24 protein-coding genes and 1 other annotated feature are annotated in these 25,324 nt (G+C 44.4%); of the genes, 8 read left to right on the top strand and 16 right to left on the bottom strand.

Annotated features, from left to right (window positions below; genetic code table 11):
• Nucleotides 1-5: 5 nt before the first annotated feature.
• Genes torA through torE form a run of 3 tightly spaced genes read right to left on the bottom strand, consistent with a single transcriptional unit; the run spans nucleotide 6 to nucleotide 3,907 of the window.
• Complete coding sequence (gene torA, locus CWO08_RS09770) at nucleotides 6-2,468, bottom strand: trimethylamine-N-oxide reductase TorA (RefSeq protein ID WP_048609404.1); 2,463 nt, start codon at nucleotides 2,466-2,468, stop codon at nucleotides 6-8.
• Between the two features lie 24 nt (nucleotides 2,469-2,492).
• Nucleotides 2,493-3,674 carry a pentaheme c-type cytochrome TorC gene (gene torC, locus CWO08_RS09765; RefSeq protein ID WP_004734592.1) on the bottom strand — a complete coding sequence of 394 codons (1,182 nt, stop codon included), beginning with the start codon at nucleotides 3,672-3,674 and terminating at the stop codon, nucleotides 2,493-2,495.
• A 50-nt stretch (nucleotides 3,675-3,724) separates the two neighbouring features.
• A complete protein-coding gene (gene torE, locus CWO08_RS09760; protein WP_008222628.1) occupies nucleotides 3,725-3,907 on the bottom strand; it encodes a trimethylamine N-oxide reductase system protein TorE in 183 nt (60 codons plus the stop codon).
• Between the two features lie 437 nt (nucleotides 3,908-4,344).
• Here torE and CWO08_RS09755 point away from each other — a divergent pair, with 437 nt between their 5' ends.
• Nucleotides 4,345-5,139: an ABC transporter permease gene (locus tag CWO08_RS09755; protein WP_108020353.1), complete on the top strand. Its 795-nt coding sequence runs from the start codon at nucleotides 4,345-4,347 to the stop codon at nucleotides 5,137-5,139.
• 354 nt (nucleotides 5,140-5,493) lie between these two features.
• Here the strand turns inward: CWO08_RS09755 and focA are convergent, their stop codons facing one another.
• Nucleotides 5,494-6,336: a formate transporter FocA gene (focA, locus tag CWO08_RS09750; protein WP_048614492.1), complete on the bottom strand. Its 843-nt coding sequence runs from the start codon at nucleotides 6,334-6,336 to the stop codon at nucleotides 5,494-5,496.
• A gap of 362 nt (nucleotides 6,337-6,698) precedes the next feature.
• Nucleotides 6,699-8,006, bottom strand: a complete 1,308-nt coding sequence (locus tag CWO08_RS09745; protein ID WP_108020352.1) for an ATPase — start codon at nucleotides 8,004-8,006, stop codon at nucleotides 6,699-6,701.
• Between the two features lie 257 nt (nucleotides 8,007-8,263).
• Between CWO08_RS09745 and CWO08_RS09740 the strand changes: the two genes are divergently transcribed.
• The 3 genes from CWO08_RS09740 to CWO08_RS09730 all read left to right on the top strand — a co-directional run bounded on the left by CWO08_RS09740 (nucleotide 8,264) and on the right by CWO08_RS09730 (nucleotide 10,121).
• Entirely contained in the window at nucleotides 8,264-8,494 is a 231-nt protein-coding gene (locus tag CWO08_RS09740; RefSeq protein ID WP_017630468.1) for a TIGR02647 family protein, read from the top strand.
• A 114-nt stretch (nucleotides 8,495-8,608) separates the two neighbouring features.
• Complete coding sequence (locus tag CWO08_RS09735) at nucleotides 8,609-9,463, top strand: NAD(P)H-binding protein (protein WP_102433200.1); 855 nt, start codon at nucleotides 8,609-8,611, stop codon at nucleotides 9,461-9,463.
• On the top strand, nucleotides 9,456-10,121 hold the full coding sequence (locus tag CWO08_RS09730) for a YdcF family protein (protein ID WP_102433201.1): 666 nt from the start codon (nucleotides 9,456-9,458) through the stop codon (nucleotides 10,119-10,121). The genes CWO08_RS09735 and CWO08_RS09730 overlap by 8 nt, the downstream gene beginning before the upstream one ends.
• Nucleotides 10,122-10,246: 125 nt before the next feature.
• Here CWO08_RS09730 and CWO08_RS09725 read toward each other — a convergent pair whose 3' ends face one another.
• Together CWO08_RS09725 and cysS are read right to left on the bottom strand one after the other, a co-directional pair.
• A complete protein-coding gene (locus CWO08_RS09725; RefSeq protein ID WP_048658319.1) occupies nucleotides 10,247-10,825 on the bottom strand; it encodes a thymidine kinase in 579 nt (192 codons plus the stop codon).
• Nucleotides 10,826-10,922: 97 nt separating this feature from the next.
• Nucleotides 10,923-12,308, bottom strand: a complete 1,386-nt coding sequence (gene cysS, locus CWO08_RS09720; RefSeq protein ID WP_108020351.1) for a cysteine--tRNA ligase — start codon at nucleotides 12,306-12,308, stop codon at nucleotides 10,923-10,925.
• Nucleotides 12,309-12,498: 190 nt separating this feature from the next.
• Here cysS and CWO08_RS09715 point away from each other — a divergent pair, with 190 nt between their 5' ends.
• The 4 genes from CWO08_RS09715 (at nucleotide 12,499) to CWO08_RS09700 (ending at nucleotide 15,789) form a co-directional block, all read left to right on the top strand.
• Entirely contained in the window at nucleotides 12,499-12,993 is a 495-nt protein-coding gene (locus tag CWO08_RS09715; RefSeq protein ID WP_017060275.1) for a peptidylprolyl isomerase, read from the top strand.
• A gap of 77 nt (nucleotides 12,994-13,070) precedes the next feature.
• Complete coding sequence (gene lpxH, locus CWO08_RS09710; protein WP_102433203.1) at nucleotides 13,071-13,805, top strand: UDP-2,3-diacylglucosamine diphosphatase; 735 nt, start codon at nucleotides 13,071-13,073, stop codon at nucleotides 13,803-13,805.
• Nucleotides 13,806-13,928: 123 nt separating this feature from the next.
• Nucleotides 13,929-15,146, top strand: a complete 1,218-nt coding sequence (locus CWO08_RS09705; RefSeq protein WP_019824325.1) for an EAL and HDOD domain-containing protein — start codon at nucleotides 13,929-13,931, stop codon at nucleotides 15,144-15,146.
• A gap of 118 nt (nucleotides 15,147-15,264) precedes the next feature.
• Nucleotides 15,265-15,789, top strand: coding sequence for a YchJ family protein (locus tag CWO08_RS09700; RefSeq protein WP_102433205.1), 525 nt, complete (start codon nucleotides 15,265-15,267; stop codon nucleotides 15,787-15,789).
• Between the two features lie 183 nt (nucleotides 15,790-15,972).
• Here CWO08_RS09700 and hisIE read toward each other — a convergent pair whose 3' ends face one another.
• The 9 genes from hisIE to CWO08_RS09655 form a co-directional block, all read right to left on the bottom strand.
• Nucleotides 15,973-16,623 carry a bifunctional phosphoribosyl-AMP cyclohydrolase/phosphoribosyl-ATP diphosphatase HisIE gene (gene hisIE / locus CWO08_RS09695; RefSeq protein WP_009848800.1) on the bottom strand — a complete coding sequence of 217 codons (651 nt, stop codon included), beginning with the start codon at nucleotides 16,621-16,623 and terminating at the stop codon, nucleotides 15,973-15,975.
• Nucleotides 16,620-17,393, bottom strand: a complete 774-nt coding sequence (hisF, locus tag CWO08_RS09690) for an imidazole glycerol phosphate synthase subunit HisF (RefSeq protein ID WP_017630683.1) — start codon at nucleotides 17,391-17,393, stop codon at nucleotides 16,620-16,622. The genes hisIE and hisF overlap by 4 nt, the downstream gene beginning before the upstream one ends.
• On the bottom strand, nucleotides 17,375-18,112 hold the full coding sequence (hisA, locus tag CWO08_RS09685; RefSeq protein ID WP_012604374.1) for a 1-(5-phosphoribosyl)-5-[(5-phosphoribosylamino)methylideneamino]imidazole-4-carboxamide isomerase: 738 nt from the start codon (nucleotides 18,110-18,112) through the stop codon (nucleotides 17,375-17,377). Before hisA ends, hisF begins: the two co-directional genes overlap by 19 nt.
• 43 nt (nucleotides 18,113-18,155) lie before the next feature.
• Complete coding sequence (gene hisH / locus CWO08_RS09680; protein WP_017630681.1) at nucleotides 18,156-18,770, bottom strand: imidazole glycerol phosphate synthase subunit HisH; 615 nt, start codon at nucleotides 18,768-18,770, stop codon at nucleotides 18,156-18,158.
• A 25-nt stretch (nucleotides 18,771-18,795) separates the two neighbouring features.
• Complete coding sequence (gene hisB, locus CWO08_RS09675) at nucleotides 18,796-19,884, bottom strand: bifunctional histidinol-phosphatase/imidazoleglycerol-phosphate dehydratase HisB (protein WP_108020350.1); 1,089 nt, start codon at nucleotides 19,882-19,884, stop codon at nucleotides 18,796-18,798.
• Between the two features lie 131 nt (nucleotides 19,885-20,015).
• Nucleotides 20,016-21,056 (bottom strand): histidinol-phosphate transaminase, encoded by a 1,041-nt coding sequence (hisC, locus tag CWO08_RS09670; protein ID WP_102433207.1) that lies wholly within the window; start codon nucleotides 21,054-21,056, stop codon nucleotides 20,016-20,018.
• 9 nt (nucleotides 21,057-21,065) lie between these two features.
• A complete protein-coding gene (hisD, locus tag CWO08_RS09665) occupies nucleotides 21,066-22,367 on the bottom strand; it encodes a histidinol dehydrogenase (protein ID WP_102433208.1) in 1,302 nt (433 codons plus the stop codon).
• Nucleotides 22,367-23,263: an ATP phosphoribosyltransferase gene (gene hisG / locus CWO08_RS09660; RefSeq protein WP_009848806.1), complete on the bottom strand. Its 897-nt coding sequence runs from the start codon at nucleotides 23,261-23,263 to the stop codon at nucleotides 22,367-22,369. Before hisG ends, hisD begins: the two co-directional genes overlap by 1 nt.
• Before the next feature lie 53 nt (nucleotides 23,264-23,316).
• Nucleotides 23,317-23,452: a sequence feature (His leader region), on the bottom strand.
• A gap of 190 nt (nucleotides 23,453-23,642) precedes the next feature.
• Nucleotides 23,643-25,235, bottom strand: a complete 1,593-nt coding sequence (locus CWO08_RS09655; RefSeq protein ID WP_102433209.1) for a Na+/H+ antiporter NhaC family protein — start codon at nucleotides 25,233-25,235, stop codon at nucleotides 23,643-23,645.
• Between the last annotated feature and the right edge of the window lie 89 nt (nucleotides 25,236-25,324).

Here is a 25,324-nt window from a genome sequence, read left to right as displayed (position 1 = left end):
GATGCTTAAGAAACTTCGATTGGACCACCGAATGAAGTTACTGGAGGCAGTTTGCCTTGGAACTTCTCGAAGTCTACCAAACATGTGTTTGCTGACGTTGCTTGAGCAAGTTCAGAGGTACCGATATCTTGAGTCAGTGTGTTTGGATCGCCGTATGTATCTAGCGCGCCCACTTTCTCGTTGATCGGACCGTACCAAGCACCTTCTTCGATACGAACAACACCAGGAGCATAGCTATCCATTAGAACAGCACCCGCTAGTAGTTGACCACGGTCGTTGAACACACGTACTACGTCGCCATCTTTGATGCCTTTCTTCTTAGCATCTACTGGGTTGATGTAGATTGGCTCACGACCTTGTACCGCGTAAGTCGCACGCCACTCTTCAGATTCACACATCTGAGAGTGAAGACGCTTGTCTGGGTGACAAGATTGTAGCCAGTACGGGTGTTTGTCAGAACCTGGACCACCGTGTGAACGTTCAGATTTCTCGAACCACATTGGGTGTTCTTGACAGTGCTCGTAACCCATGTTGCCTACAGTACGGCTTGTAATTTCGATGAAACCAGAAGGTGTACCTAGAGCATTGATCTCTGGGTCTTCACGGAATGAAGCGTGACGAGTCCATGGCTTACCTTTACCGAAGTCTAGGAAACCTTTTTCCCAGAACTCAGCAAACTCAGGCATTTCGAAGCTACCTTCGTTTGAAGCGCGACATTCGTCGTACAGAGATTTAACCCACTGCATTTCATCCATACCACGCGTGTAATCGTCGTAACGACCCCAACGCTTAGTTAGGCTAGACATGATCTCGAAGTCAGTCTTAGACTGGAACAGAGGATCAACTAGTTTGTGCATCGCGATCAAACCACGGCCAGAGTATGCACCGTAACCATCGATATCGTTACGCTCCCACTGAGTACATGCTGGAAGCACGATATCAGAGTGACGACAAGTTGCAGTCCAAGCGAAATCAACAGCCACTACAGTTTGTAGGCTCTTGAATGCTTTACGCATCTTGTTGCGATCTTGGTGGTGGTGCCACGGATTGTTACCACTGAATACCATCATTTTGATATCAGGTAGTGTTACCGTTGAACCGTTCGCTTTGATCTTCTTACCTGGCTCTAGCAGGCTATCTACCCAACGAGCAACAGGGATTACGCGGCTGTAACCGTTGTAATCAGTGTTAGTGTGCTTAGGCGATTGACCCTGGTCGATGTTCAGCGGGAAAGAACCCGGAGCAGCGAAGCCAGTTGAAGATACACCGATACCTGAGTAGTGGTGACCGTAAGAGATACCGCCGCCAGGTAGACCAATTTGGCCAACCATTGCTGCGATAACTGCACACATCCAGTAAGGCTGTTCACCGTGCTCTTGACGTTGGATACTCCAACCCACAAGAATCTGTGTACGACCGTTAACCAGCATCTTAGCGAATTCACGGATAGAGTCCGCGCTTGCACCACAGATTTCTGCAGCCCATTCTGGTGTCTTCTCAACTTTATCTTTCGTTTCACCTTGAACGTACTTGATGAAGTCTTCAAAACCTAGACAGTAAGTTTCGATGAACTTCTTGTCGTATAGATCTTCGTTGTAAAGAACGTGAGCAACACCAAGCATGAACGCCACATCAGTTTGTGGGTTGATGTACATTTGCTCGTTTTCTAGGTAACGGCCTGTTTTGTTTTTAACAGGGTCAACAGAAACAACGTTGATCTCTTTCTTAGCAACTTTTTCTTTCAGCTGTTCTAGGTATGCGAACGACTCGTGCGTCTCACATGTCCAACCTACTTGCAGGTTTTTAACTGGATCGTTACCCCAAAGAACAATGTTGTCACTGTTTTCTAGGATAAGTTCCCAAGATGTACCTTGCGCGTAAACTTCAGTCGAACCTAGCACGTAAGGCATGATCGTTTGACCAGCACCTGTTGAGTAGTCACCGATTTTCTTCACAGAGTAACCGTGAAGTGCCATTGCACGTTGCATGTGGTTAGTACAGCTGTGGAACTGACCAGTTTGTCTCCAACCAGTTTGACCGGTGTGAAGCGCCCATGGACCGTAATCTTTCTGTACGCGCTCTAGTTCACGGTAAACAAGGTCTAGTGCCTCATCCCAAGTCACACGAATAAAGCGGTTGTTACCACGCGTATCTGCGCTGTATTTATGCTTCTTCAACCAATCTAGGCGAACCATTGGGTAACGCACACGTGATGGGCTGTAGATAATACCTTTAATACCTTTCAACATCTCAGTTGGGTGTTGATCGATTTCTAGAGGTTTAATTTCTTGTACTTTACCCGCATAAACACGAGCTCGGAATGCACCCCAGTGAGAACCAGAGACTTTCCACGCGCCGTCTGTTTCTGCAGCAGACGCTGATGCCGACGCCAATAAGCTTGGACCGATAACCGATGCCGCACTTGTAGTAGCGACACCTTTCAGAAAACTTCTTCTTGTAATTGCCATTGTGTTACTCCAATTGACGTCTTATTAGTGATGGCCTTCAGAAAAATCTGATGAGTGCTTCTGTAGATACTTAAGAACAAGTGCTTCTGTATCTGTATCGAAGTTAACGAACGCAATCATACCATCTAGCATGCCTACCCAACCGTTAGCGCTGAAGTGAGCTTCATCTGGCTGTGAGTGACACGTTGAACAGTTAGATTGGTACGCTTGACCAGCTGCGTTCCAGATTGGATCGAAGTTATCAACCATAGACTCTTTCTTCATCCAAAGTGCTAGGTTAACTTCTTCCCAAGGAAGACCAGTTAGCTCATCTTCTTTCTTCTCACCAACAGTGATTACGTCACTTTGAGATACTTCTTTCGTCAAGATTGCAGTCGAGATGTTCATACCGAAGTCTTCTTGGATTACACGTCCGAAGCCTTTCGCTTTACGCCAACCGTCGATTTGAATCTTAATCATGTCGCCTTTTTCGTCGATCACTGCAACTTTACTTGCAGGGCTTAATAGACCCGCTTCAACTGTTGCTGTCTCATCCGTATACATTGGTAGGTGACGAATAGAGATTACGTCTGAACCATTTGCGTAAGATGTGCTGCTTGCTACATTTTCTAGCTCGCCAACAATACCGCTTGCTGATGCCATATCTAATGGAAGGTTGTGAGCAATACCTTTGTGACAGTCAACACAGCTTTGATCACGCTCTGCCGCGTTTTTCATCTGGATACGCGCTGTTGGGCGCATGTTTTCGAAATCCATTGAATCGTAGTTGTGGCAGTTTTTACACTCTAGAGATTTGTTCGAAGAGAAACGATCCCATTCATGTTTAGCCAATTCGATACGACGAGCTTCGAATTTCTCAGGTGTATCTAGGTCACCAAATACTTGAGCGAATACTTCTTTAGATGCTTGCATCTTACGAGCGATTTTTGCTGTCCATTCATGTGGAACGTGACAGTCAGGACAAGTCGCGCGTACACCAGAAGTGTTTTTCCAGTGAACCGTTTCTTGTAGTTCTACGTATACGTTGTCACGCATGGTGTGACAGCTTACACAGAATTCTTCTGTATTTGTGTGCTCTAGAGCTGTGTTAAAACCGCCCCAGAAAATAACACCGGCGATAAAGCCACCCATAGTTAGTACACCAAGACTGATGTGTACCGCAGGGCGAGTCATTGTGCGCCATAATTTAACTAAAAATGATTTCATGTTTAGCTCTCTTAAATATTGATTTTAAAAAATGTTGTTACTAGAGGGCATTACATGCCGCCGTGAGCACCTGGAGGTCCGAATACAAACACTTGCAGTGCCCAAACTAGGAAGCCGTAGCCGCCTACAAAAGCCACACTTAATATTGGAAAGAGAACCACCGCGATGAAGAGGAAAGACTTCCACTCCAACGAGCGTTTTTCGCCAGTTTCAATTTTATTAACATCACTCATACATTTTGCCTATTTTGTATTTAGTAATTTCGAGTAACCCATTCTATGGGGCTAAAGTTCTTAAGTATCTAACAACAAATTTTAGACCATACTCAAAGTAGGGTTCAATCAAATCTCCTGTTATAACCCTTGCTAATCAATACTTTTTTGAGCTCATCCAAAGTTGTTTTTAGTTAAACAAAGTTATTAAAAAGTATTAACAAATGTGAAGAATTAAGTATATTTCACAAATGTTAAATTCCAACACTCACGCAACCTTATTGTAACCAATTTTAACGTTTTACCTACTAAGTAGTAGCTAAAAATGCCTTAAACAACCAATATTTTGTACTTTGGTTGTTAAATAATTGAGCACTTTTTGAATCGACGGGTTTGAAGCTGAAATGCATCATTTGGCACTTTCAGATATGATGGGGACCTACTTAAAAGGAAGCTCTATGCAAGACGTTATTGATATATCTTGGTGGCAGTTGTTGCTCTTCGGTTCACTTCTCTTTCTGCCCATTGCCATCAACCACAAGCTGAAACTCGGCCTTGGAAAAGAAGCCTCTATTAGCGTCATTCGCATGGTTATTCAGCTGTTTCTTGTGGGTCTTTACCTAGAATATTTATTTACTTTGAATAGTTTGTGGGTCAATTTGTTGTGGTTATTTGCCATGATAATTGTCGGTGCGAGCTCGATTGTTGAGAAGTCTAGGCTACCGAGACAGCTATTATTAGCGCCTGTTGCCGTAAGCCTTGCCGTAACCTGTGTACCCATCGTCTTGTTTATCTGCTTTTTCATCATTAAACCGACACCGCTTTTTAACGCGCAGTACCTTATCCCGATCGCAGGAATGTTATTGGGTAATAGCTTAAGCAGTAATATAGTGGCATTGCAGAGCCTGTTTGGTGCTTTTGAAACACAGAAATCAGAATATGAAGCAGCAATCGCGTTAGGCGCGTCTCCCTCCTACGCTGCAGCACCGTTTGTACGCAATGCAATACAGAAAGCGATGTCCCCTATCATGGCCTCTATGGCAACCACAGGCTTAGTAACGCTGCCAGGAATGATGACAGGACAAATTCTTGGGGGGGCGTCACCGATGATCGCGATTAAGTATCAACTGATGATCATGCTGGCGATTTTCGTGATGATGAGTTGCTCTTTAGCGCTTGCCCTTCACCTCTCATTGAAGACTTCCCTGACCAAAGAAGGTCGAGTCCTCGCTCAAATAAAACCGGCAAAATAGCCTCTCTACTCCCCTTAGATCTGGTTACTCACTGAATTTGAGACAGGTTATCCACAGAAATTGTGGATAACCAAATCAAGATAGATCCTTTTTTGTCCACTTTCACTCGAGAAAAGATCATTACCGTTGATCCTTCGGTGTTTTCAAAGAGATATACACATATGGTGAGCAGCGCTGTTGAGTGTTCAGATGATCATTAGAGGGGTGAAGAAGTAGGTTTTCCACAAATAAAAAACGGCCTGCAATGCAGACCGTCTTGTAAATGTCATAAGTCAGTTCAGTGTTTCCACTGAGCTTTAGCGCATCTCGTCAACTGAGTTAAGTACGCCACTTTTGTTGATAGAGCCACCTTTATTAGTCACGCAGGTAGATCAACCAATACCACATGCCGACAAAGATACCGCCACCAATGATGTTACCTATAGTAACGGGCAGCAAGTTGTTCATCAGAAAGTCCATCATGTTCAGGTCAACGTAATCCGCAGGGTTAGCGCCCGTCATTGTCCAGAATTCAGCAGGAGCAAATGTTTTAATGCCGATAGCTAAAGGGACTTGGAACATATTCGCAATACAGTGCTCGAAACCAGCTGATACGAACATCGCAACAGGTAAAATCATTACCGCGATTTTGTCGGTAAGTGTACGTCCACTAAACGTCATCCATACCGCGATACAAACCAATACATTACACATGATACCAAGCGCGATAGCTTGGATAAAATCATGGTGCATCTTGTGTTGGGAAATCGCCATTGCATTTAAACCAACCTGGCCATGGTCAAACATGTACTGTTTAGTCAGAAGCATACATGCCACCAGCAACAATGCGCCAATCAAGTTACCTACATAAACCGTAGCCCAGTTCTTGACGAGCGTGCGCCAAGTAATTTTACCACTTGCACGAGCAACCAGAGTAAGCACCGAACTGGTAAATAACTCACCACCGGTAACAACAACGAGAATTAAGCCCAGGCTAAATGCAAGGCCACCTAATAGGCGAGTAATACCCCAAGGCAAATCACCAGCACCGGTCGTTACGATGGTGTAGAACACAAACGCAATACCGATATGGATGCCAGCTGAAATCGCTAGGAGAAAAGATTTGATTGGATCTTTAGTTGCTTTACCTACGCCAATATCTGCAGCGCGCTCAGCCATTTGTGGCGGTAATAATGAGTCAAATTGGTTTAGATTCATGATGATTTACATTTTGAAACATGTCGTCGGGAGCGCGATAATCCTCTCTTTCATTTCTGAATTCAAGAGCTATTTTAAGCTCGAATTTCCTTCAACAACTAAGAAAACGCCAAACCTTCAATGATATTGAAATTTCTTACGACTTTAGTAGTAAAAAGAAAACTCTGATGAATGAAAAACTACCAACGATAAAAACAACACATCTATAAATATCAACAAGTTACGTTAAAACCATAAGAATGACGTACACTATAGCCGTGTTTTGAGAGCTTTTCTTTTCAGATTTTGACATAGATCAACAGAACGTAAAAAAGCACCCTGAGGCGCTTTTAAGTCAGTCACAAATAAAGACATTGGTTATGCTAAACCGAAGGTTCAATCACTTCTTCTGATGATAGTTCTAGAGCCGGGTTCTCTAGATTTGTTTCAATACTCGGCGAGATCGCATCAGAATCACTTTCGTTGGCAACTTTACCACCTAAGCTTTTCAAACTATCGACTAGTTCTTCTAAGCTTTTTATGTGAGCATCGCTCTTCGTAATCTGCTCACCGAGCAACTCACTATGCTTGGTTGCTTCAGACAATTGCTGTGCTTGCTTCTGGTTTTCAGATTCCAGGTTAGCCAATTGCTCAGTCAAAGTTTCAATCTCTGACTTTAATAGCCCTGTCATGTCGGAGCTTTTTAACGCTTTAATACTCGCTACAATCTTTTGAGATTGCTGACGTAACCCAACATCACGGTAATCTTCATCATTGACGATTTGTGAAATACTCAGTAGTTGGTTCTCTGCATTCAAAACCGACTGTTCGAACTTGTCGCCTTTTACACTCGCCAGCACTTTGACTTCATGAGCGACACTGCGCACGTGGTTCAATTCAAACTCAGCAGCGTGAACCGCATCTTCAATGATCGACTTTTCACGAGGGCTGGCTTTCACTTGGCTTTCGGCCAACGCAATTTGAGATGCTGCCTTAGCAAAGGTCAGCGGAGCAACATCATAAAAATCTTCATCTTCCAAGAACTCTAATTCGTTCTTCAAAGGTTCGATGTATTTCTTATGCGCCACTTTAACTTCTAGTAAGCGAGCATTGTTAAGAAACTCCACCTGCGCTTCTTGAGCGTCTTCAAGCTCATCGACCAGCACATATTCGAACAACTCGCTGTATTCTGAATACAAACGTTTGTAGCTCGAAGTAAACATGGTATCTGCGCCAAGAAACTTCAGGTAATCCATTTGGACAATCGAATCAGCGAGTACTCGGTCAGCCTTCTTCTTTAACACTAAGATCGAGTCATAATTTGATTTGATCAACGCTATTTTTTCATCAAAGGCTTCAGCATAAGTCAGGCTCGAAAAAATGGAGTAGCTCTTGGTTATCCGAGTTTCGTCTTTCAGTAAGTCCGCATAAATGCTTTCAGCATCATCCCATGCGTCTAATAGTTCATTGTAATTCTCTGGTGCATAGAGAGACAATTGAGCATGGTCTTCAAGCTTAACTTCCCATTCGGAGTAAACGCTTTGGACAGACTGAAATGAACGGACCTCTATTGTAGATTCATTATTGTTGTTTGCGGTTTGGTTCGCGTCTGTCTGCTCTGAGGGTGTGCTTTGACAACCTGAGATAGCAAATAGCATACTGATCGTTAATGCTACTTTGTTCGCTCTCACTTATGCATATCCTTTTTATACAATATTCGCTCAATGCAAATTATTTCTAGTCACAATATATTACAACCACTTAGCAATAAACATCATTGATGATTTAAGTGGGTGCAAATCACCCAATATAACCAAAATAAACCCATCACTCGATGATTAATCAATCAATTTGGTATCACTTATCAATTCTCCTTATTTGCTATTGCCTGAGCCGTGAATGCGCACTAAGGTGAAGGTAGAGAACGTTATGAATATATAGGTTAATTATGAAGTACAACGCTGAACATATTGCTGATTTAAACCTCCTTCTTCAATTTGATGTAAGTAGCGCTGCTACTGGAATTAAAGTTCATCAAGAGGCTGCTCAAGAAACTCAAGACGCTGTTAAGCGCCTATTCGAAAAAAACCTTTGTACTCAGCCAGACGGCGGTTATTTAACAGATGAAGGTATCGAGATGGCAGAGCGCGCAGATAAGCTACTTCGCGTACTTAAATAAAGCTCCATTGTTCTAGTAAAAACTCCACTCGCTTCGGCCGTGGAGTTTTTTCATTTTTGGGCCAAGGTTTGTTAGGCTTATTGTAAATCCATAGCTTGTCGTTGTGAGGTACAGATGGCTTCTATATTTATTGTCGGTGCAGGATGGGTCGGTGCACCTTTATCCAAACATCTAGAAAAACATGGTAACCGAGTGGTGGTCACGAAAACGACCCAAGCGGGAGCGGAGGCCATTGGTAACGAACGAATCCCATGTGAAGTGTTTAGTTTTGACTCATCAAAGCCAGAACAGACTATCGGGCGACTCTATTCACTGTTACTCGAAAACAACACTGAAATTGTAATTGGCAGCTTCCCTCCTGGCTTTAGAAAAGGAGCAGGACAAGAGTATGCCGACTACTGGCAGCAACTCACCAATGCATGTCAAAAGGCCAACATTAAAAAGCTCATTATGGTCAGTTCAACTACGGTATACCCAACCAAGCCGGGTGTGTTGAATGAGCTGGATGCATCGCTCCCCCTTTCAACCTCAGGTAACGAGAACGCATCTTCATTTTCCGATAACGCGCGAATCATGCTGCAAGCTGAACAGTCAGTGATTGATTCAGGTATCGACTACACCATTCTTCGCTTTAGTGGATTAATAGGTCCAAGTCGTCACCCATCAAGGTTTGCTAGTAAGCTAAAGCAAGTGAGCACTCAAGCTCCAGCCAACATGCTGCACCTTGATGACGCGATTGGCGCTGTCGATTTCGCTATCAGTCAGCTGCACAACGAAGTGGTTAACGTGACGACGCCAAATACGGTCAGTAAGGCGGAGTTTTATGCCGCAGCACTGAAAAGCGCCAACAGCAGTGAGCCTCTACCCGCTGTTGTTGATACCCCAGACAAATTAATCTCTTCGAAGAAGATTCTCGATTTAGGTTATTCATTTAAATTCGAATCCACATTGGATGCACTTCATGACTGAACAATCTATGGCTAACAAATATCCCAACACAAAACTGCACCGCTCGGTAGACACCCTTTGGAACTTTATGTCGATGGGTCACAAGGTTACGCCTTCAGACTGCATCTTTGTATTGTGCAGCAATGATACTCGCGTCGCTGAATATGCAGCTGAGCTTTATCACCAACAGATCGCGCCTTACATTGTTTTTTCTGGTGGTGTGGGACGCTTTACCGAAGGAAGCTTTGAGCGCTCAGAAGCTGAAACATTCGCTTCTATCGCACGAGATTGTGGTGTGCCTGACTCTGACATTATCATAGAGAAACACGCGACAAACACTGGGGAAAATGTCCGCTTCACTCATGAGTTACTGAAAGAGCAAGGGTTATCACCGAAGAGGCTAACCTTAGTTCAGAAGCCCTTTATGGAAAAACGAACTTACGCGACCTTTAGTAAACAGTGGCCTGACGAAACGTCCGAGATAACCGTGACATCACGTTGGCAAAATTGGGATGATTACTTTAATGAAGAGTTGCCGTTAGACATGGTGTTAGGTGCATTGATTGCTGATTACGAACGAATCAAATCCTACCCAGAGAAAGGCTTTCAGGTTGAGATGCCCATCCCCGATGACGTTGACCACGCCTATCAAGCATTGAAGAAGCTCGGATTCGAATAAGTCTCCAATAAAGTAAAAGCTAGGCTTGGCATAAAGTAAAAACATAAGTTCAGTAAACAAAAACGGTGACACTTGGTCACCGTTTTTCATTCTTTCCTGTTAGTAACAACAGCAAATAGTTTTGCTTATTTACCTAATGCTTCTTTGTAGTGCAGACGGCAAACAGAAACGTATTTGTCATTGCCACCAATTGCCACTTGATCACCTTCAGCGATCGCGACACCGTGCTCATCGGTACGAATAACCATGTTCGCTTTACGGCCACAATGACAGATGGTTTTCAGCTCCACCAGCTTGTCCGCCCAAGACAGTAAGTAACGGCTACCTTCAAACAGCTCGCCCAAGAAGTCAGTGCGTAAGCCATAACACAGCACAGGAATATGAAGTTTATCCACTACTTCTGTAAGCTGATACACCTGCTCTTTCGACAAGAATTGACACTCATCGATCAACACACAGTGACGCTTCTCTTCGTCGTTCAGCTTTTTGATCGCATCAAACATGTTAGTGTCATTTTTAAAAAGTTGAGCTTCAGATTGCAGACCAATTCTTGAGCTTACTTTACCGATACCATAGCGATCATCCAATGCAGCCGTGAAGATCACTGGCGTCATACCACGTTCTTGGTAGTTGAATGACGATTGAAGAAGCGTTGTTGATTTACCCGCATTCATTGCCGAGTAGTAAAAATACATCTGAGCCACAGAAATATTCCTGTTAAATAAAATTGAATATGAAAAGGTGAAATTAGAGAATTTTTGCTAGAAAAAAGGGCTGAAAATCAGCCCTTTTTTATAAGATTTACTTGCGACGCCAAGTCGTACCTTCTGGGCCGTCTTCTAGAACGATGCCTAACTCGTTTAACTTATCACGTGCAAGGTCGGCATTTGCCCAATCCTTTGAAGCTCGAGAGTCGTTACGCAGTTTGATCAACGCTTCGATTTCAGCCACTTCGTCATCGTTACCAGCCGCATCACCTTGTAGGAAGGCTTCTGGCTCTTGGTGAAGAATACCGATGATGTCCGCTAGTTCACGCATCAATGCACCAAGTCCGCTTGCTTTTTCGATGCTTTCAGGCTTGATACGGTTGATTTCACGCGCCATTTCAAACAGCACTGAGTAAGCTTCAGGCGTGTTGAAATCATCGTTCATCGCAGTAGAGAAGCGAGTTACGTACTCTTCGCCACCAGCAGGAGCTGCGGTAAGGTCTAGGCCACGAAGTGACGTGTATAGACGCTCTAGCGATGCGCGAGCTTGGTTTAGGTTGTCTTCATTGTAGTTCAGTTGGCTACGGTAGTGACCAGACATTAGGAAGTAACGCACTGTTTCAGCATCGTAGTGTGCTAGCACATCACGGATAGTGAAGAAGTTACCTAGTGACTTAGACATTTTTTCTCTGTCTACCATCACCATGCCACTGTGCATCCATGTGTTTACATAGTCAGTACCATGTGCACAGCAAGATTGCGCGATTTCATTCTCGTGGTGTGGGAATTGTAGATCTGAGCCGCCACCGTGGATATCGAAGTGATTACCTAGAATAGACGAGTTCATTGCTGAACATTCAATGTGCCAACCTGGACGACCTGGACCCCATGGTGATTCCCATGTTGGTTCACCTGGCTTAGACATCTTCCAAACCACGAAATCTAGCGGACTACGTTTTGCAGAGTCTATGTCAACACGAGCGCCAGCTTGAAGCTGATCAAGGTCTTGCTTAGAAAGCTTACCGTATTCTTCGAACTTCTTAACTTCGAACATTACGTCACCGTTACTTGCAACATATGCGTAGCCGCGTTCAATCAGCTTTTCAACAAGTTCGATGATTTCAGTGATGAAATCCGTTGCACGAGGTTCAACGTCTGGACGCTTCATGTTCAACGCATCGAAATCAGCGTGCATTTCGCCGATTAGACGATCAGTCAGAGAGTCACAAGACTCGCCGTTTTCGTTAGCGCGCTTGATGATTTTGTCATCAATATCTGTGATGTTACGAACGAAGTTCAAATCGTAACCAAGGTAACGAAGGTAACGAGTTACTACGTCGAAAGAAACGAACGTACGACCATGACCAATGTGACAGAGATCGTATATGGTTACCCCACAGACATACATGCCGACTTTGCCAGCTGTAATTGGTTTGAATTCCTCTTTCTGTCTTGTGAGCGTGTTATATATCTTCAGCATGATCTCTATCTATTTTGTGTATTAATCAAAAATAAGCTCGCAGTATAACAAGTCATACCTTAATAGGTAATCCCCAAAAGCAGGAATTACCTCAAACATCTGAGTTAAGTGAATGATTTGATGATTTGAAAGTCCGCCAACATGCGCTAGAATTCGAACTTCATATTAAAAAGACAGTAAGGTAACAATCATGATCATCCTTCACACAAATTTTGGTGACATCAAAGTTCAACTAAACGAAGAAAAAGCACCAGAAACAAGCGCAAACTTCCTACAGTATTGCCGTGACGGTTTCTACGACAACACACTATTCCACCGTGTTATCGATGGTTTCATGATTCAAGGCGGCGGCATGACTTCTGGCCTTAAAGAAAAGGCAACTCGTGCAACTATCAAGAACGAAGCAAACAACGGTCTAGCGAACAAAGTTGGTACGCTAGCAATGGCTCGTACTATGGAACCGCATTCAGCGAGCTCTCAGTTCTTCATCAACGTTAACGACAACTCTTTCCTAAACTTCCGTAGCGAAAGCCTAGACGGTTGGGGCTACTGTGTATTCGCAGAAGTTGTTGAAGGCATGGACATCGTAAACAAGATCAAAGGTGTTAGCACTGGTTCTATGGGTATGCACCAAGATGTACCTCTAGAAGAAGTGATCATCACTGGTACTACAATCGAAGCTTAATTCATCGCTTTCGGTTAGTATTGATGAGCCGATAAAATCAGGATATAGGGAGCGAATCGCTCCCTTTTTTTAGACCTATGAAAACATATTTTATATCAGATCTGCACCTTGCTCCCTCACGACAAGACATCACCGACTGCTTCCTAACCTTCATGAAGAACGAAGCGGTAGAGGCGGATGCACTCTACGTATTAGGTGACCTTTTCGAATTCTGGATTGGTGACGACGACAAAAGTGAGTTCGCGACTTCTATCCGCCAAGCATTTATTGATTTGGTAAAAACAGGCGTACCTTGCTACTTCACTCAAGGTAACCGTGATTTCCTTGTCGGCAAAAAATTTGCCAAGCAAACCGGTGTGAAACTGCTAGACGAAGTATCGACTATCGATATTTATGGCCAAAAAGCGGTTGTGTTACATGGTGATACTCTATGCACCGAAGATGTAAAGTATCTCGCCTTCAGAGAAAAAGTACATCAACCATGGCTTCAATGGGTCTTCAACAGAATTCCATTTTTCATCAAGAAGAAGATCGTCTCGAAGGTTCAATCCGATATCAAAGATGACAAGCAGACTAAGTCTCTCGACATCATGGATGTGACACAACAAGAAGTCGAAGATGTGATGGAACGAAACAACGTTGATCTGATGATCCACGGCCATACTCATCGTCCAGACATCCATACATTTAGTGCCAACAATTGCACTAAAACCCGTATCGTACTTGGCGATTGGTATACGCAAGGTTCCGTGCTGGTGTTCACGCCGCAAAGTTTTGAACTACAGAATCGAGCGTTTAGCAATAGCTTTTAACGTCACTCTTAAACTTTCAGTTTGATTATTATTGTCGGTCAGACTTTCTTAGAAAGTGTATGGTAATTTCTACTGAATTAGCTATTATCTCTCTACCAGAAATAAACCGAACACAGTACCAAGTTGAAATATTCATACGTAGCGCGTCAACCAATACTCGATACAGACAAGAAGACCATAGGTTACGAGTTGCTATTCAGGGATGGTCCTAAGAACACTTTCCCTGAAGTAGAGCCGGAGCTCGCTACTAGCCGTTTGCTTTCCGATCACTTCTTATCGACCCACTATAATACGTTGGGTGATAAGCTTGGGTTCGTGAACTTCCCTTACGCAAGCCTAATCAACTTGGTCCCTACTCTGTTTCCCAAAGAAAGCCTCGTTGTAGAGGTTCTTGAAGACTGCGAACCGACAGACGAGTTACTTGAAGCAATCAAAACTATCTTTGATGCAGGTTATACCATCGCGTTAGATGACTTTGTACCAAGTAAAGCTTGGAAGCGCTTCTTACCCTACGTTTCGATTATCAAGTTCGATATCCGTTTGACGCCAATTGCCAAAGCAGCGATGTTTATGAACTCACTCAAAGGGCTAGATATCAAGTTCCTAGCTGAGAAGGTAGAAACGTACGAAGAATACCAAGAAGCGAAGAAAGCAGGCTTCACTTACTTTCAAGGTTACTTCTTTAGCAAGCCAGAAATGATCCAAACGCGTGCGCTCAACCCTGCATTCCTGACGACCGTTCAGCTGTTAAAAGAGATTGCACACGACCCTATCGACTTTGGTGAAGTAGAGCGTTTAATTACGCTTGATGTGACCATGTCGTATAAGCTACTTACCTACGTAAACTCTGCAGGTGGTTCAGCAACGACGATTCGCTCATTCCGCCAAGCGCTTATTTACCTTGGCGAACAAAAGCTGCGTAAGTTCGTTTCTCTTGTGGCTATCGCCTCCGCGAAAGAAGATAAGCCGGACTCTCTCTATGGTTTAGCGGTAATACGCGCACGTCAATGTGAACTCTTAGTCGAGAAGATGAATGTTAAGGTTGAGCCTGGACAAGCCTTTTTGACCGGTATGTTCTCTCTATTGGACTCACTCTTTGACCAACCATTGAAACAAGTACTCGATTCAGTGCCGATCGACGTAGAGATCAAACAAGCCTTAATTCAACGTAAAGGCGTGTTAGGTGCTGTGTTGGCGATGGTGGTTGCTTATGAACAAGCTCGTTGGGATGAAGCGACTCGTATTCGCCAGCTTCTCAAACTGAGTGAAGCTCAACTTGGTCAAGCTTATGACGAAGCGACGACTTGGGCCCAAGAACTATTATCTCCAGCCCTGAAATAGCGTAATTCACACAACAACTTCAATAGAAACTTAACTTTGGTGAGCGATCGTTTCTTGGTAAACTCCCACGCATTCATTTATGGCCTCTTAATAGAGGCCATTTTTACAGGATCTGACTATGTCTTTATGCCCATGCGGTAGTAATAATACTTACCAACAGTGCTGTGAATCAGCGCACCTCGATCACAGCTCAGTTGAAACTCCAAAGCAGCTGATGCGCTCTCGTTATTCCGCGCACGTTTTAGGATTGGTTGATTATGTAATTGCTACCTATCACCCTAGCTGTGATGCTGAGTCGCAAAGAGAAGGCATTACCGAATCTATCGACAGTGATTGGGCAGGTCTTGAAGTCATCGATACGGCGGCAGGCTCGCACCAAGACGAAGGCTTTGTTGAATTTAAAGCTTACTTCAATGAAGACGGCGCGCAGTACTGTATGCAAGAGCGCTCGCGTTTCGTTCGTGAAAACGGCCTATGGTTTTATATCGATGGCGAGTTCCCAGAGCAAGAAAACGAACATGAAAAGCTAACAGAACCAGAGATTGACCCTCGCCTAAACCAAACCGTAGAGAGCTTCAAGATTGGCCGTAATGACCCTTGCATTTGTGGTAGTGGGAAGAAATATAAAAAGTGCTGCGGGTAATACTGAGATTTAAGGTAGCTAAGCGCTGAGATAGATTCCTGATGTCACCTAAGCTCCTCGGAATGACGATGTTCAGTGCTTTTAAAGTAGATTAATATCTTAGATGATTAAAAAGCCCCGTAAACATGGTTGTTTACGGGGCTTTTATCTATTTTTTACGCGGTTCGATAAATCTAAAGAGGCTTACTTATGACGCTCTTTAAGTTTATTTACCACGTCGTTCATCGATAGACCTTGGTCTTGAAGAAGAACCATTAGGTGGTAAATCAAATCTGCTGATTCACACACTAGTTCCGCCTTATCGCCCGACGTCGCCGCAAGCGCGACTTCAACGCCTTCTTCGCCCACTTTTTGCGAAATACGCTTGGTGCCACGGGCATATAGACTGGCAGTATAAGAAGACTCAGGGTCTGCGTCCTTGCGGGCAGCCAGTAGCTGCTCAAGCTGATGAAGCCACACCATCTGAGACTCTTCTTGCTTGTCTCCATCCCAACACGTTGTTGTACCTGTGTGGCACGTTGGACCAATGGGATTAACTTTAACCAGTAAAGTGTCGCTGTCACAGTCCAAGGCGATGTTTTGCAGTTGTAATACGTTGCCTGACGTTTCACCTTTCGTCCAAAGGCGCTCTTTGGTGCGAGAGAAAAACGTCACATTGCCAGTTTCACCTGTTTTCTCAAGTGCTGCTGGGTTCATGTATCCCATCATTAACACTTGGCTCGATTGGTAATCTTGAACAATAGCTGGTACTAAGCCATCTACTTTTTCCCAGTTAATACGCTCTGATAATGCGCCTACTTCTGTTTTTGATAAGCTTGCGGTTTCAAAACTCATAGTCGCACCTCTACATCTTGTTGTTTTAAATACTGTTTAAGTTCACCAATATTGATGACTTGCTTGTGGAATACCGAAGCTGCTAGCGCTCCGTCCACGTTGGTCTTCTTATAGGCTTCAGCAAAGTGCTCCATTGCACCTGCGCCACCAGAAGCAATCAGAGGTACATTGCATACTTCACGTACCATGTTTAACTGTTCGATGTCATAGCCGTTACGAACGCCATCTTGGTTCATCATGTTTAACACAATCTCACCTGCGCCACGTTTCTGTACTTCCTGCACCCAATCTTTGGTTTCCCATTTGGTCGCTTTAGTACGCGCCTCATCGCCAGTGAATTGGTAAACCTGATATTTACCGGTTTCTTTATCGAAGTATGAATCGATACCGACAACAATACACTGCACGCCGAACTTATCAGCAAGGTCAGTGATCAATTGAGGGTTAGCAAGTGCAGGCGAGTTGATCGATACTTTATCGGCACCAAATTCAAGAATGCGCGCTGCATCTTCTGCTGATTTAATACCACCAGCAACACAGAAAGGAATGTCAATCACTTCTGCTACGCGCTTCACCCAGCTTTTATCGACGACACGGCCATCACTCGATGCCGTGATGTCATAAAATACGAGCTCATCAGCGCCCTCTTCCGCATAGCGCTGTGCTAACGGAACGATGTCGCCAATGATTTCGTGGTTACGGAACTGAACGCCCTTCACCACTTGTCCGTCACGGACATCCAAACAAGGGATTATTCGCTTTGCCAACATGCAAATGCCTCCTCTGCGGTAAACTTGCCATCAAGTAACGCACGACCAACAATCACACCAGCAACACCGCTGCCTTTTAGAGCTTCGATATCCGCTAAGCTGCCAATGCCGCCCGATGATTGGAATTGAACCTGTGGGTATTGTTTACAAAGGTCAACATAAAGCTCGACGTTTGACCCTTCTAGCGTGCCATCACGTGAAATGTCAGTACATAGAACGTGTTTAAGACCCACTGTTAGGTAGTCTTCAATCAGCGCTTCAATAGTCACGCCTGAATCTTCTTGCCAACCTGAAATTGCCACTTTACGTGTGCCGCTTTCATCGATGTTGATGTCCAGAGCAAGCACGATTTTTTCAGCGCCGTACTTTTCCATCCAACCTTTAACCAGCTCTGGTTGCTTAACTGCTGTAGAACCAACCACAACGCGCTGTGCACCAGCTTCCAGTAGGTCAACGACATCTTGTTCGTTACGCACGCCACCACCAATCTGGATGTTCGCAGGCGTGCTAGCAAGTAGCTTAGCAATCAAGTCTAACTGACGAGCCGTTGTGTCTTTTGCACCCGTTAAGTCAACAAGATGCAGCCAACCTGCGCCAGCTTGGTGATACAGGTTAAACTGCTCTGCTGGGTCTACTTTGTATTCTGTTACTTGCCCGTAGTCTCCTTGGAATAAGCGAACTACTTGACCTTCAATTAAATCTAACGCGGGAATAATCATTTACATTCCTTATATGGCAACGTTAGCCGCTGCCTAATCCTTATTACAATTCCAAGAAGTTCTGAATCAGCTTAGAGCCAGCTTTCGAAGATCGCTCTGGGTGGAACTGAACACCATAATAATTGCCACTTTGAACCGCCGCTGTAAACGGATTACCGTAATCACATTGTGCGATTGTGTAGTCGCCCACTGGCATTGCGAAGCTGTGAACGAAGTAGAAATATTCGCCTTCTTCAATATCTTTAAACAAAGGATGGTTAGGTGTCGAAGTTACTGTGTTCCAACCCATGTGTGGTAATGGCAAATCGCCCGTTTCGAGTAAACGCACTTCACCATCACACAAACCTAGACATTCAACTAACTCGTCAGCCTTTTGGCCTTTCTCTTGAGATAATTTGCCTAACAGTTGCATACCTAAACAAATACCAAGCAGAGGCTTCTCTACTTTCTTCACAAGAGAAACAAGGTCGCGCTCTTGCAGGTTCTTCATTGCCTCACTTGCTGTACCTACACCGGGTAGGAATAGCTTATCGGCAGCAAGAACAACTTCAGGTTCTTTTGAAATTTCAACTGCGTAACCCAAACGTTCAATGGCAAATTTAACCGAAGAAACGTTGGCACACCCAGTATCAATGATGACGACTTTTTGATCTTTCATTGTTTTTTCCTTGCTAACGTTAGCCTTACAGGACGCCTTTGCTGCTTGGTAACTCATTACCTTCAACTTTGATTGCTTGGCGAAGAGTACGGCCAAACGCTTTGAACAGGCTCTCAATGATGTGGTGATCATTATTGCCAGCAGAAGAAAGGTGTAGCGTACAAGCCAGAGTGTCGGTTAGAGAACGGAAGAAGTGAACCACCATCTCTGTTGAAAGATCACCCACTTGCTCACGACTGAATTTAGCATCGAACTTCAGGTATGGACGACCAGAAAGGTCTAGCGCACACTGAGCCAAACATTCATCCATTGGCAGGCTAAAACCAAAACGGCCAATACCACGTTTGTCACCTAGTGCATCTTTCAGAGCTTGGCCTAACGCAAGTGCCGTATCTTCCACTGTGTGGTGATCATCAATGTGTAGATCGCCTTTCACCGTCAGGTTCATTTGGAAACCACCGTGTGTCGCGATTTGATCAAGCATGTGGTCGAAGAAACCCATGCCGGTATCGATCTTATTACCACCGGTTTCATCAAGGTTTACAGCTACCTTAATGTCGGTTTCTTTAGTTGTACGAACCACTTCAGCAACGCGAGCATTAACCGTCAGATCTTTAACGATTTGTGGCCAGTTAAGCGTACCTTCCGTTTCTGCATCAGGGCCATATTGAATACCGCGGATTGCCATATTCTCTGCAAGTTGAAGATCCGTCATTCGGTCGCCAATCACAACAGAGTGTTGGAAGTCGACTTTACCGCCTTGTAAATACTCTTTAACCATACCTAATTTAGGCTTGCGGCAAGAGCAGTTGTCTTCGTCAAAGTGAGGGCAAATAAGCACGTCGTCAAACTTAACGCCTTGAGATTCGAAGAACTCCATCATCATATTGTGTGGCGCATCGAAATCTTCTTGTGGGTAGCTATCGGTACCTAGGCCGTCTTGGTTAGTCACCATCACTAGACGGTAACCAGCATCTTGCAGTGCAAGCAGGCTAGGAATCACTAGCGGTTCGAATTTTAGCTTGTCTAAACGGTCTACTTGAAAGTCAACTGGCGGCTCAACAATTAAGGTGCCGTCGCGGTCTATAAAAAGTATTTTCTGTTGTTTATTCACTTGAACTTCCTTTTAATTTTAAATCTGGTGGCCTAGCTAAAATCAAACGCTAACCCAAAATATTGGTTTCACTTACCAGCCTGCGATTAATCAAATCAAACTGGTAAATGTTATTACTGGTAAGCCTTTCGTTACTGATAAAAGTTACGAATGAATCCAAGTGTCTTTTCGCACTCTTCGCGGTTACCAATACTAATGCGAACACAGTCTTCAATTGGTGAATTACGCAAGATGATGCCCGTATCCCAAGCCGCTTTAAACAACTTATCGCCGTTCGGGAATTTAACCAGTAGGTAGTTACCCCAACCATCAAATACCGTCACTTGAGGCATACCTAATAGACCCGCTTGCAAATACGCTCGGTTCGCACTTAAATCCAGGACCTGGAACTTAGCTCGTGCAAGTCCTTGCTCTGAAAGTGCTTGAACGGCAATGTCAGCAACAGGGATTGGCACTGGGTAAGGAGCAATCACTTTCAACAGCACATCGATAAGCGCTTTATTCGCCAGCGTAAAACCACAACGTAAACCCGCTAAAGCAAAAGCCTTCGACAAGGTGCGTAGGATCGCGAGGTTTGGATATTGCTCAAGCAAATCAACGGTTGACGCTTCTGGACAAAAATCGATATACGCTTCGTCCATCACCACGATCGCTTTGTCTTGAGTCATTTCAAGCAACTTGATGATGTCTTTACGATTAACCAAATTACCGGTTGGGTTGTTTGGGCTACAAACAAACACCACCTTTACGTTGTCGAGTTGAGCTTCAATCGCAGGAAGATCCAGTTGCCATTCAGAAGTTAGAGGCACAACTTTACGCTCAACACCAATCGTCTCTGCACTGATTGCGTACATACCGTAAGTAGGTGGGCAGTAAAGAATAGCGTCTTCGTTCGGCTCACAGAAAGCACGAATCAATAACTCGATGCCTTCATCAGCACCACGAGTCGTTAGTGTTTGCTCTGATTTCACACCGGCGTATTGTGCATAAGCGTCAATCAACTCTTTAGGCTGACATTCGCTGTAGCGATTAAGACGAGACAGGTTTAGGTTGTACTCGTTATCAAACGGAGATTCGTTGGCATTGAGCCATACATCACCAGTACCGCCAATGCGTCTTGCAGACAAGTAAGGTGTAAGAGCCTGAACTTGTTTTCTTGCTAACTTTTCCATGCCCTACCCTTATTTCGCTTTATTTAACTTTTCAACTCGGATGGTCACAGCGCGTTTGTGTGCATCCAAGCCTTCGGCTTCCGCCATTGTTACTACCGTTGGCGCTAGGCCTTTCAAACCGTCAGCCGTTAGCTCTTGCACCGTCATTCTCTTAGAGAAATCAGCTAAACCCAGGCTTGAATACGTTTTCGTGTAACCGTAAGTCGGAAGAACGTGGTTTGTGCCTGATGCGTAGTCACCTGCAGATTCTGGAGACCAGTCACCAAGGAAGATTGAGCCTGCATTATCTAGCAATGGCAGCAATTCACGTGGATTCTTGGTTTGAACAATCAAGTGCTCAGGACCGTAGAAGTTCGAAATCGCAATCGCTTGAGTGATCGATTCAGCAATGATAATTAAGCTTGAAGCCAATGCTTGCTGAGCGATGTTCGCACGAGACAGTTCTTTCAATTGCTTCTGAACCGCTTCTGTTACTTGGTCAGCAACCACTGGAGATGGTGTTACTAGCACAACCTGAGAATCAGGACCGTGCTCCGCTTGGCTCAGTAAATCCGCCGCGATGAAATCTGCATCTGCAGTTTCATCGGCAATCACTAACACTTCAGACGGGCCAGCAGGCATATCAATCGCCGCACCGCGGAAGTCGTTGCTAACTTGGCGTTTCGCTTCCGTTACGTACGCGTTGCCAGGGCCGAAGATCTTATCGACTTTAGCTACACTCTCGGTACCGTAAGCCATTGCAGCCACCGCTTGACCACCACCAACGTTGTAAACCTCGTCGATCTTACAAAGCTTAGCGACATACAAGATTTCATCTGCGATTGGTGGAGGTGAACAAAGCACAACCTTGCGGCAACCTGCGATTTGAGCGGGAACACCTAACATAAGAACCGTTGACGGAAGTGGCGCACTGCCACCTGGAATATAAAGGCCAACAGTATTAATAGCGCGCGTCACTTGCTCACACACAACACCAGGCTGTGTCTCAACCTTAATTGGCTGCGGCTTTTGAGCTTCGTGAAACTTCGCAATGTTGCTATAAGCTTGCTCTAACGCTTGCTTCATCTCTGGTGTTAGACGAGCACACGCCTCTTCGATCTCACCCGAACTGACTCGAATGGATTCTGGAGTCACACCATCAAACTTTGCAGTCAGCTCTCTAAGCGCGGCATCGCCTTCATTTCGTACTTTTGCAATCACATCAGAAACAGTCGCGGTGATGTTTGCACCTTCAGTAATAGCTGGACGCTCTAATACCGAGTCTTGCTGTGATTCACTTAAAGATTGCCAAACAACGGTTCTCATCGTCACTACCCCATCATTTTTTCGATTGGTAATACTAGAATCGAGCTTGCACCCAACTCTTTCAGCTGCTCCATTGTTTCCCAGAACAAGTTCTCTGTACTTACTAGGTGAACGGCAACTTTGTCTTTGTCTGTAGATAGTGGAAGAACCGTTGGATCTTCAGCACCAGGCAGTAGTGCTTTGATTTGCTCTAGTTGAGAAGTTGGCGCGTGAAGCATGATGTACTTCGACTCTTTCGCTTGTTGAACACCCTGCATACGAGTCAGTAGTTTTTCAATCAGTGCGGTTTTGTCTGCGTCGAAATCACCAACACGTTGAATAAGTGTTGCTTTCGATTGGAAGATAGCTTCAGCTTCTTTTAGGCCATTCGCTTCAAGCGTTGCACCTGTAGAAACTAAATCAGCGATAGCGTCTGCTAGACCTGCACGAGGCGCTACTTCAACCGAGCCTGTTAGCATACAAGTGCTGAATTCAACACCCTGCTCATCCATGTAGGCTTTCAGTAGTTGTGGGTAAGTTGTCGCAATACGCTTGCCCGCAAGATCTTGTGGCCCGTTGTAGACTTCATCTTTGTTGATTGCGATAGAAAGACGGCAACCACCGAAGTCTAAACGACGTAGTGTGCGAAACTCTGATGGCTCTTTTAGAGCAACACGGTCTAGTCGAACTTCTTCTAGTTCATTTTCACCGATGAAACCAAGGTCAACCACACCATCCATGATAAGACCTGGGATGTCATCATCACGAACTAATAACAAGTCGATTGGCATATTTAGTGAATGAACAACTAGGCGCTCACCCATGATGTTAAATTTAACACCACATTTTTTAAGTAGGTCTTGGCACTCTTTACTTAAGCGACCTTTCTTTTGAATTGCGATTCTTAGGCGTTGTGTCTGCATTGCTGTATCCCTGTGCAAATATTTGAATTTATTGATTATTTAAAAGCGCTAAAACTAAAAAACCCTCGGAAGACTTTGTCATCCCGAGGGTTTAAATCTAAATTCTTTGACTTAACCTCCGGGAGAATTCTTGCTCCCGGGTATACGTAAATCTCCCCGAAAGACTAGATAGGGTGATGATGGTGATGAATGTTCATTACTAATTTACGCATACTTATAAGCTCTTCAGTTGTTTGCTTTCTTGTCTCCACACTAACTAAGCTGAGATCCTTTTTCAACCATTTATTCTAACTTTTTTCACGAAACTTAAAATTAAATTAACAAGCACAAAAAAGGGAGGCCAATGCCTCCCTGATAGTTTACTGATTAGCTTTCAGTTTTAGCTTTTGCACGTCGCCATTTTACAGCGAGAGAAGTAAGCCAATGCAAAACATACAGCGACAAACGTTAGAGACGCTGCGCCAAATGCGATGCCAATTGAAGATGTCATACCTAGAGTAATGAAACCAATGCACGATACGAACGCTACAGACAACGCGTATGGAAGCTGAGTCGATACGTGGTCGATGTGATTACAACGAGCACCAGTAGAAGACAGAATCGTCGTATCAGAGATTGGAGAACAGTGGTCACCAAATACAGCACCCGCTAGAACCGCACTTAGCATAGGAAGAATCAGCGCGATGTCCGATGCTGCAGCCATGTCGCCCGCGATAGGTAACATAATACCGAACGTACCCCAAGATGTACCTGTCGAGAACGCCATAACGCCCGCTAGAAGGAACAACATAACCGGTAGCCAGTGGTAATCAATGCTGCCTGTTACTAGAGACGATAGGTAAGAACCCGTTTTCATGTCGCCGATGACAGAACCGATAGTCCATGCAAACACAAGAATCAGAATCGCGCCAAACATAGAGCTAGCACCGATCCACATTGTTCTTGCGATATCAGCCATAGAGAGCTTTTGCTTGAATACTGTCGCTAGTGCTACTAGTAAACCGATAACACCACCGTAAACAAGAGACTTACCTACATCCGTGTTTTCGAATGCACCTAGAAGGTTGAATGCTTGGTCATCAGCAGCCAGCGCTTGGCCACCTGTGTAAAGCATTGCTGCAACTGTCGCTACAATTAGCGATACGATTGGCATAACCAGATCAGAAACTGAACCGTTTTCGCTCTCTTCGATATCTAGCTCTTCGTTTAGATCGTGTGCTTGCTTTTGATCGTTGTCGCCTTCAAAGCCACGGCCTTGAGATGCTTCGATTTCATGCTCACGCATCTTACCAACGTCTAGACCGAACCATGCCACTGCAAACACCATTAATAGTGCGAATACAGCGTAGAAGTTCATTGGGATAAGACGAACGTATGCACCCAGTGCAGAATACTCTGTCACACCGTGTGTCACTAAGATGCCACCAATGATAGTGATGATGTAAGCACCCCAGCTAGAAGCAGGCATGATCACACACATAGGAGCAGCCGTTGAATCTAGGATATAAGCAAGCTTAGCGCGAGATACGTAGAAACGGTCTGTTACAGGACGAGAGATGGCACCAACCGCTAGGCTGTTAAAGTAATCATCAACGAAGATGAATACACCTAAGAAAGCAGCAAGTAGTTTTGAACCACGTTTGCTCTTAACGCGAGACTGTGCCCACTCCGCGAATGCGCGAGTACCGCCAGACAGTGTTAATAGTGCAGTTGTCATTCCAAGAATAATTAGGAATGCAATGATGCTCATGTTCCAAGTGTTGATGCCACCATCTTCGATGAAAACACCAGATGCTTTAGTAAACACGTAACTAACTGCGTTACCTACTGAGTAGTCAGCAAGTAGAATCGCACCCATGATGATACCGACACCCAAAGAAACCAATACACGGCGGGTAACAATAGCAAGGCTCAAAGCCACAAGGGGCGGAAGCAAAGATAAAGGTGATGTTGCAAAATCTATTAAATTCATGATCTTCAAAAACCAGTTTTTTATTTGGCTAGAGATCTACTGCAGACAAACTTGATACGGCTGACCAAGCTCATGTTGAACTAAGCGAA

This window comes from Vibrio sp. 10N.286.48.B8, from assembly GCF_003050085.1.
In the GTDB taxonomy this organism is placed as follows: Bacteria; Pseudomonadota; Gammaproteobacteria; order Enterobacterales; family Vibrionaceae; genus Vibrio; species Vibrio crassostreae.
Note: the sequence above shows the minus strand (reverse complement) of the source record. Positions and strands in the feature narration are given on the sequence as shown.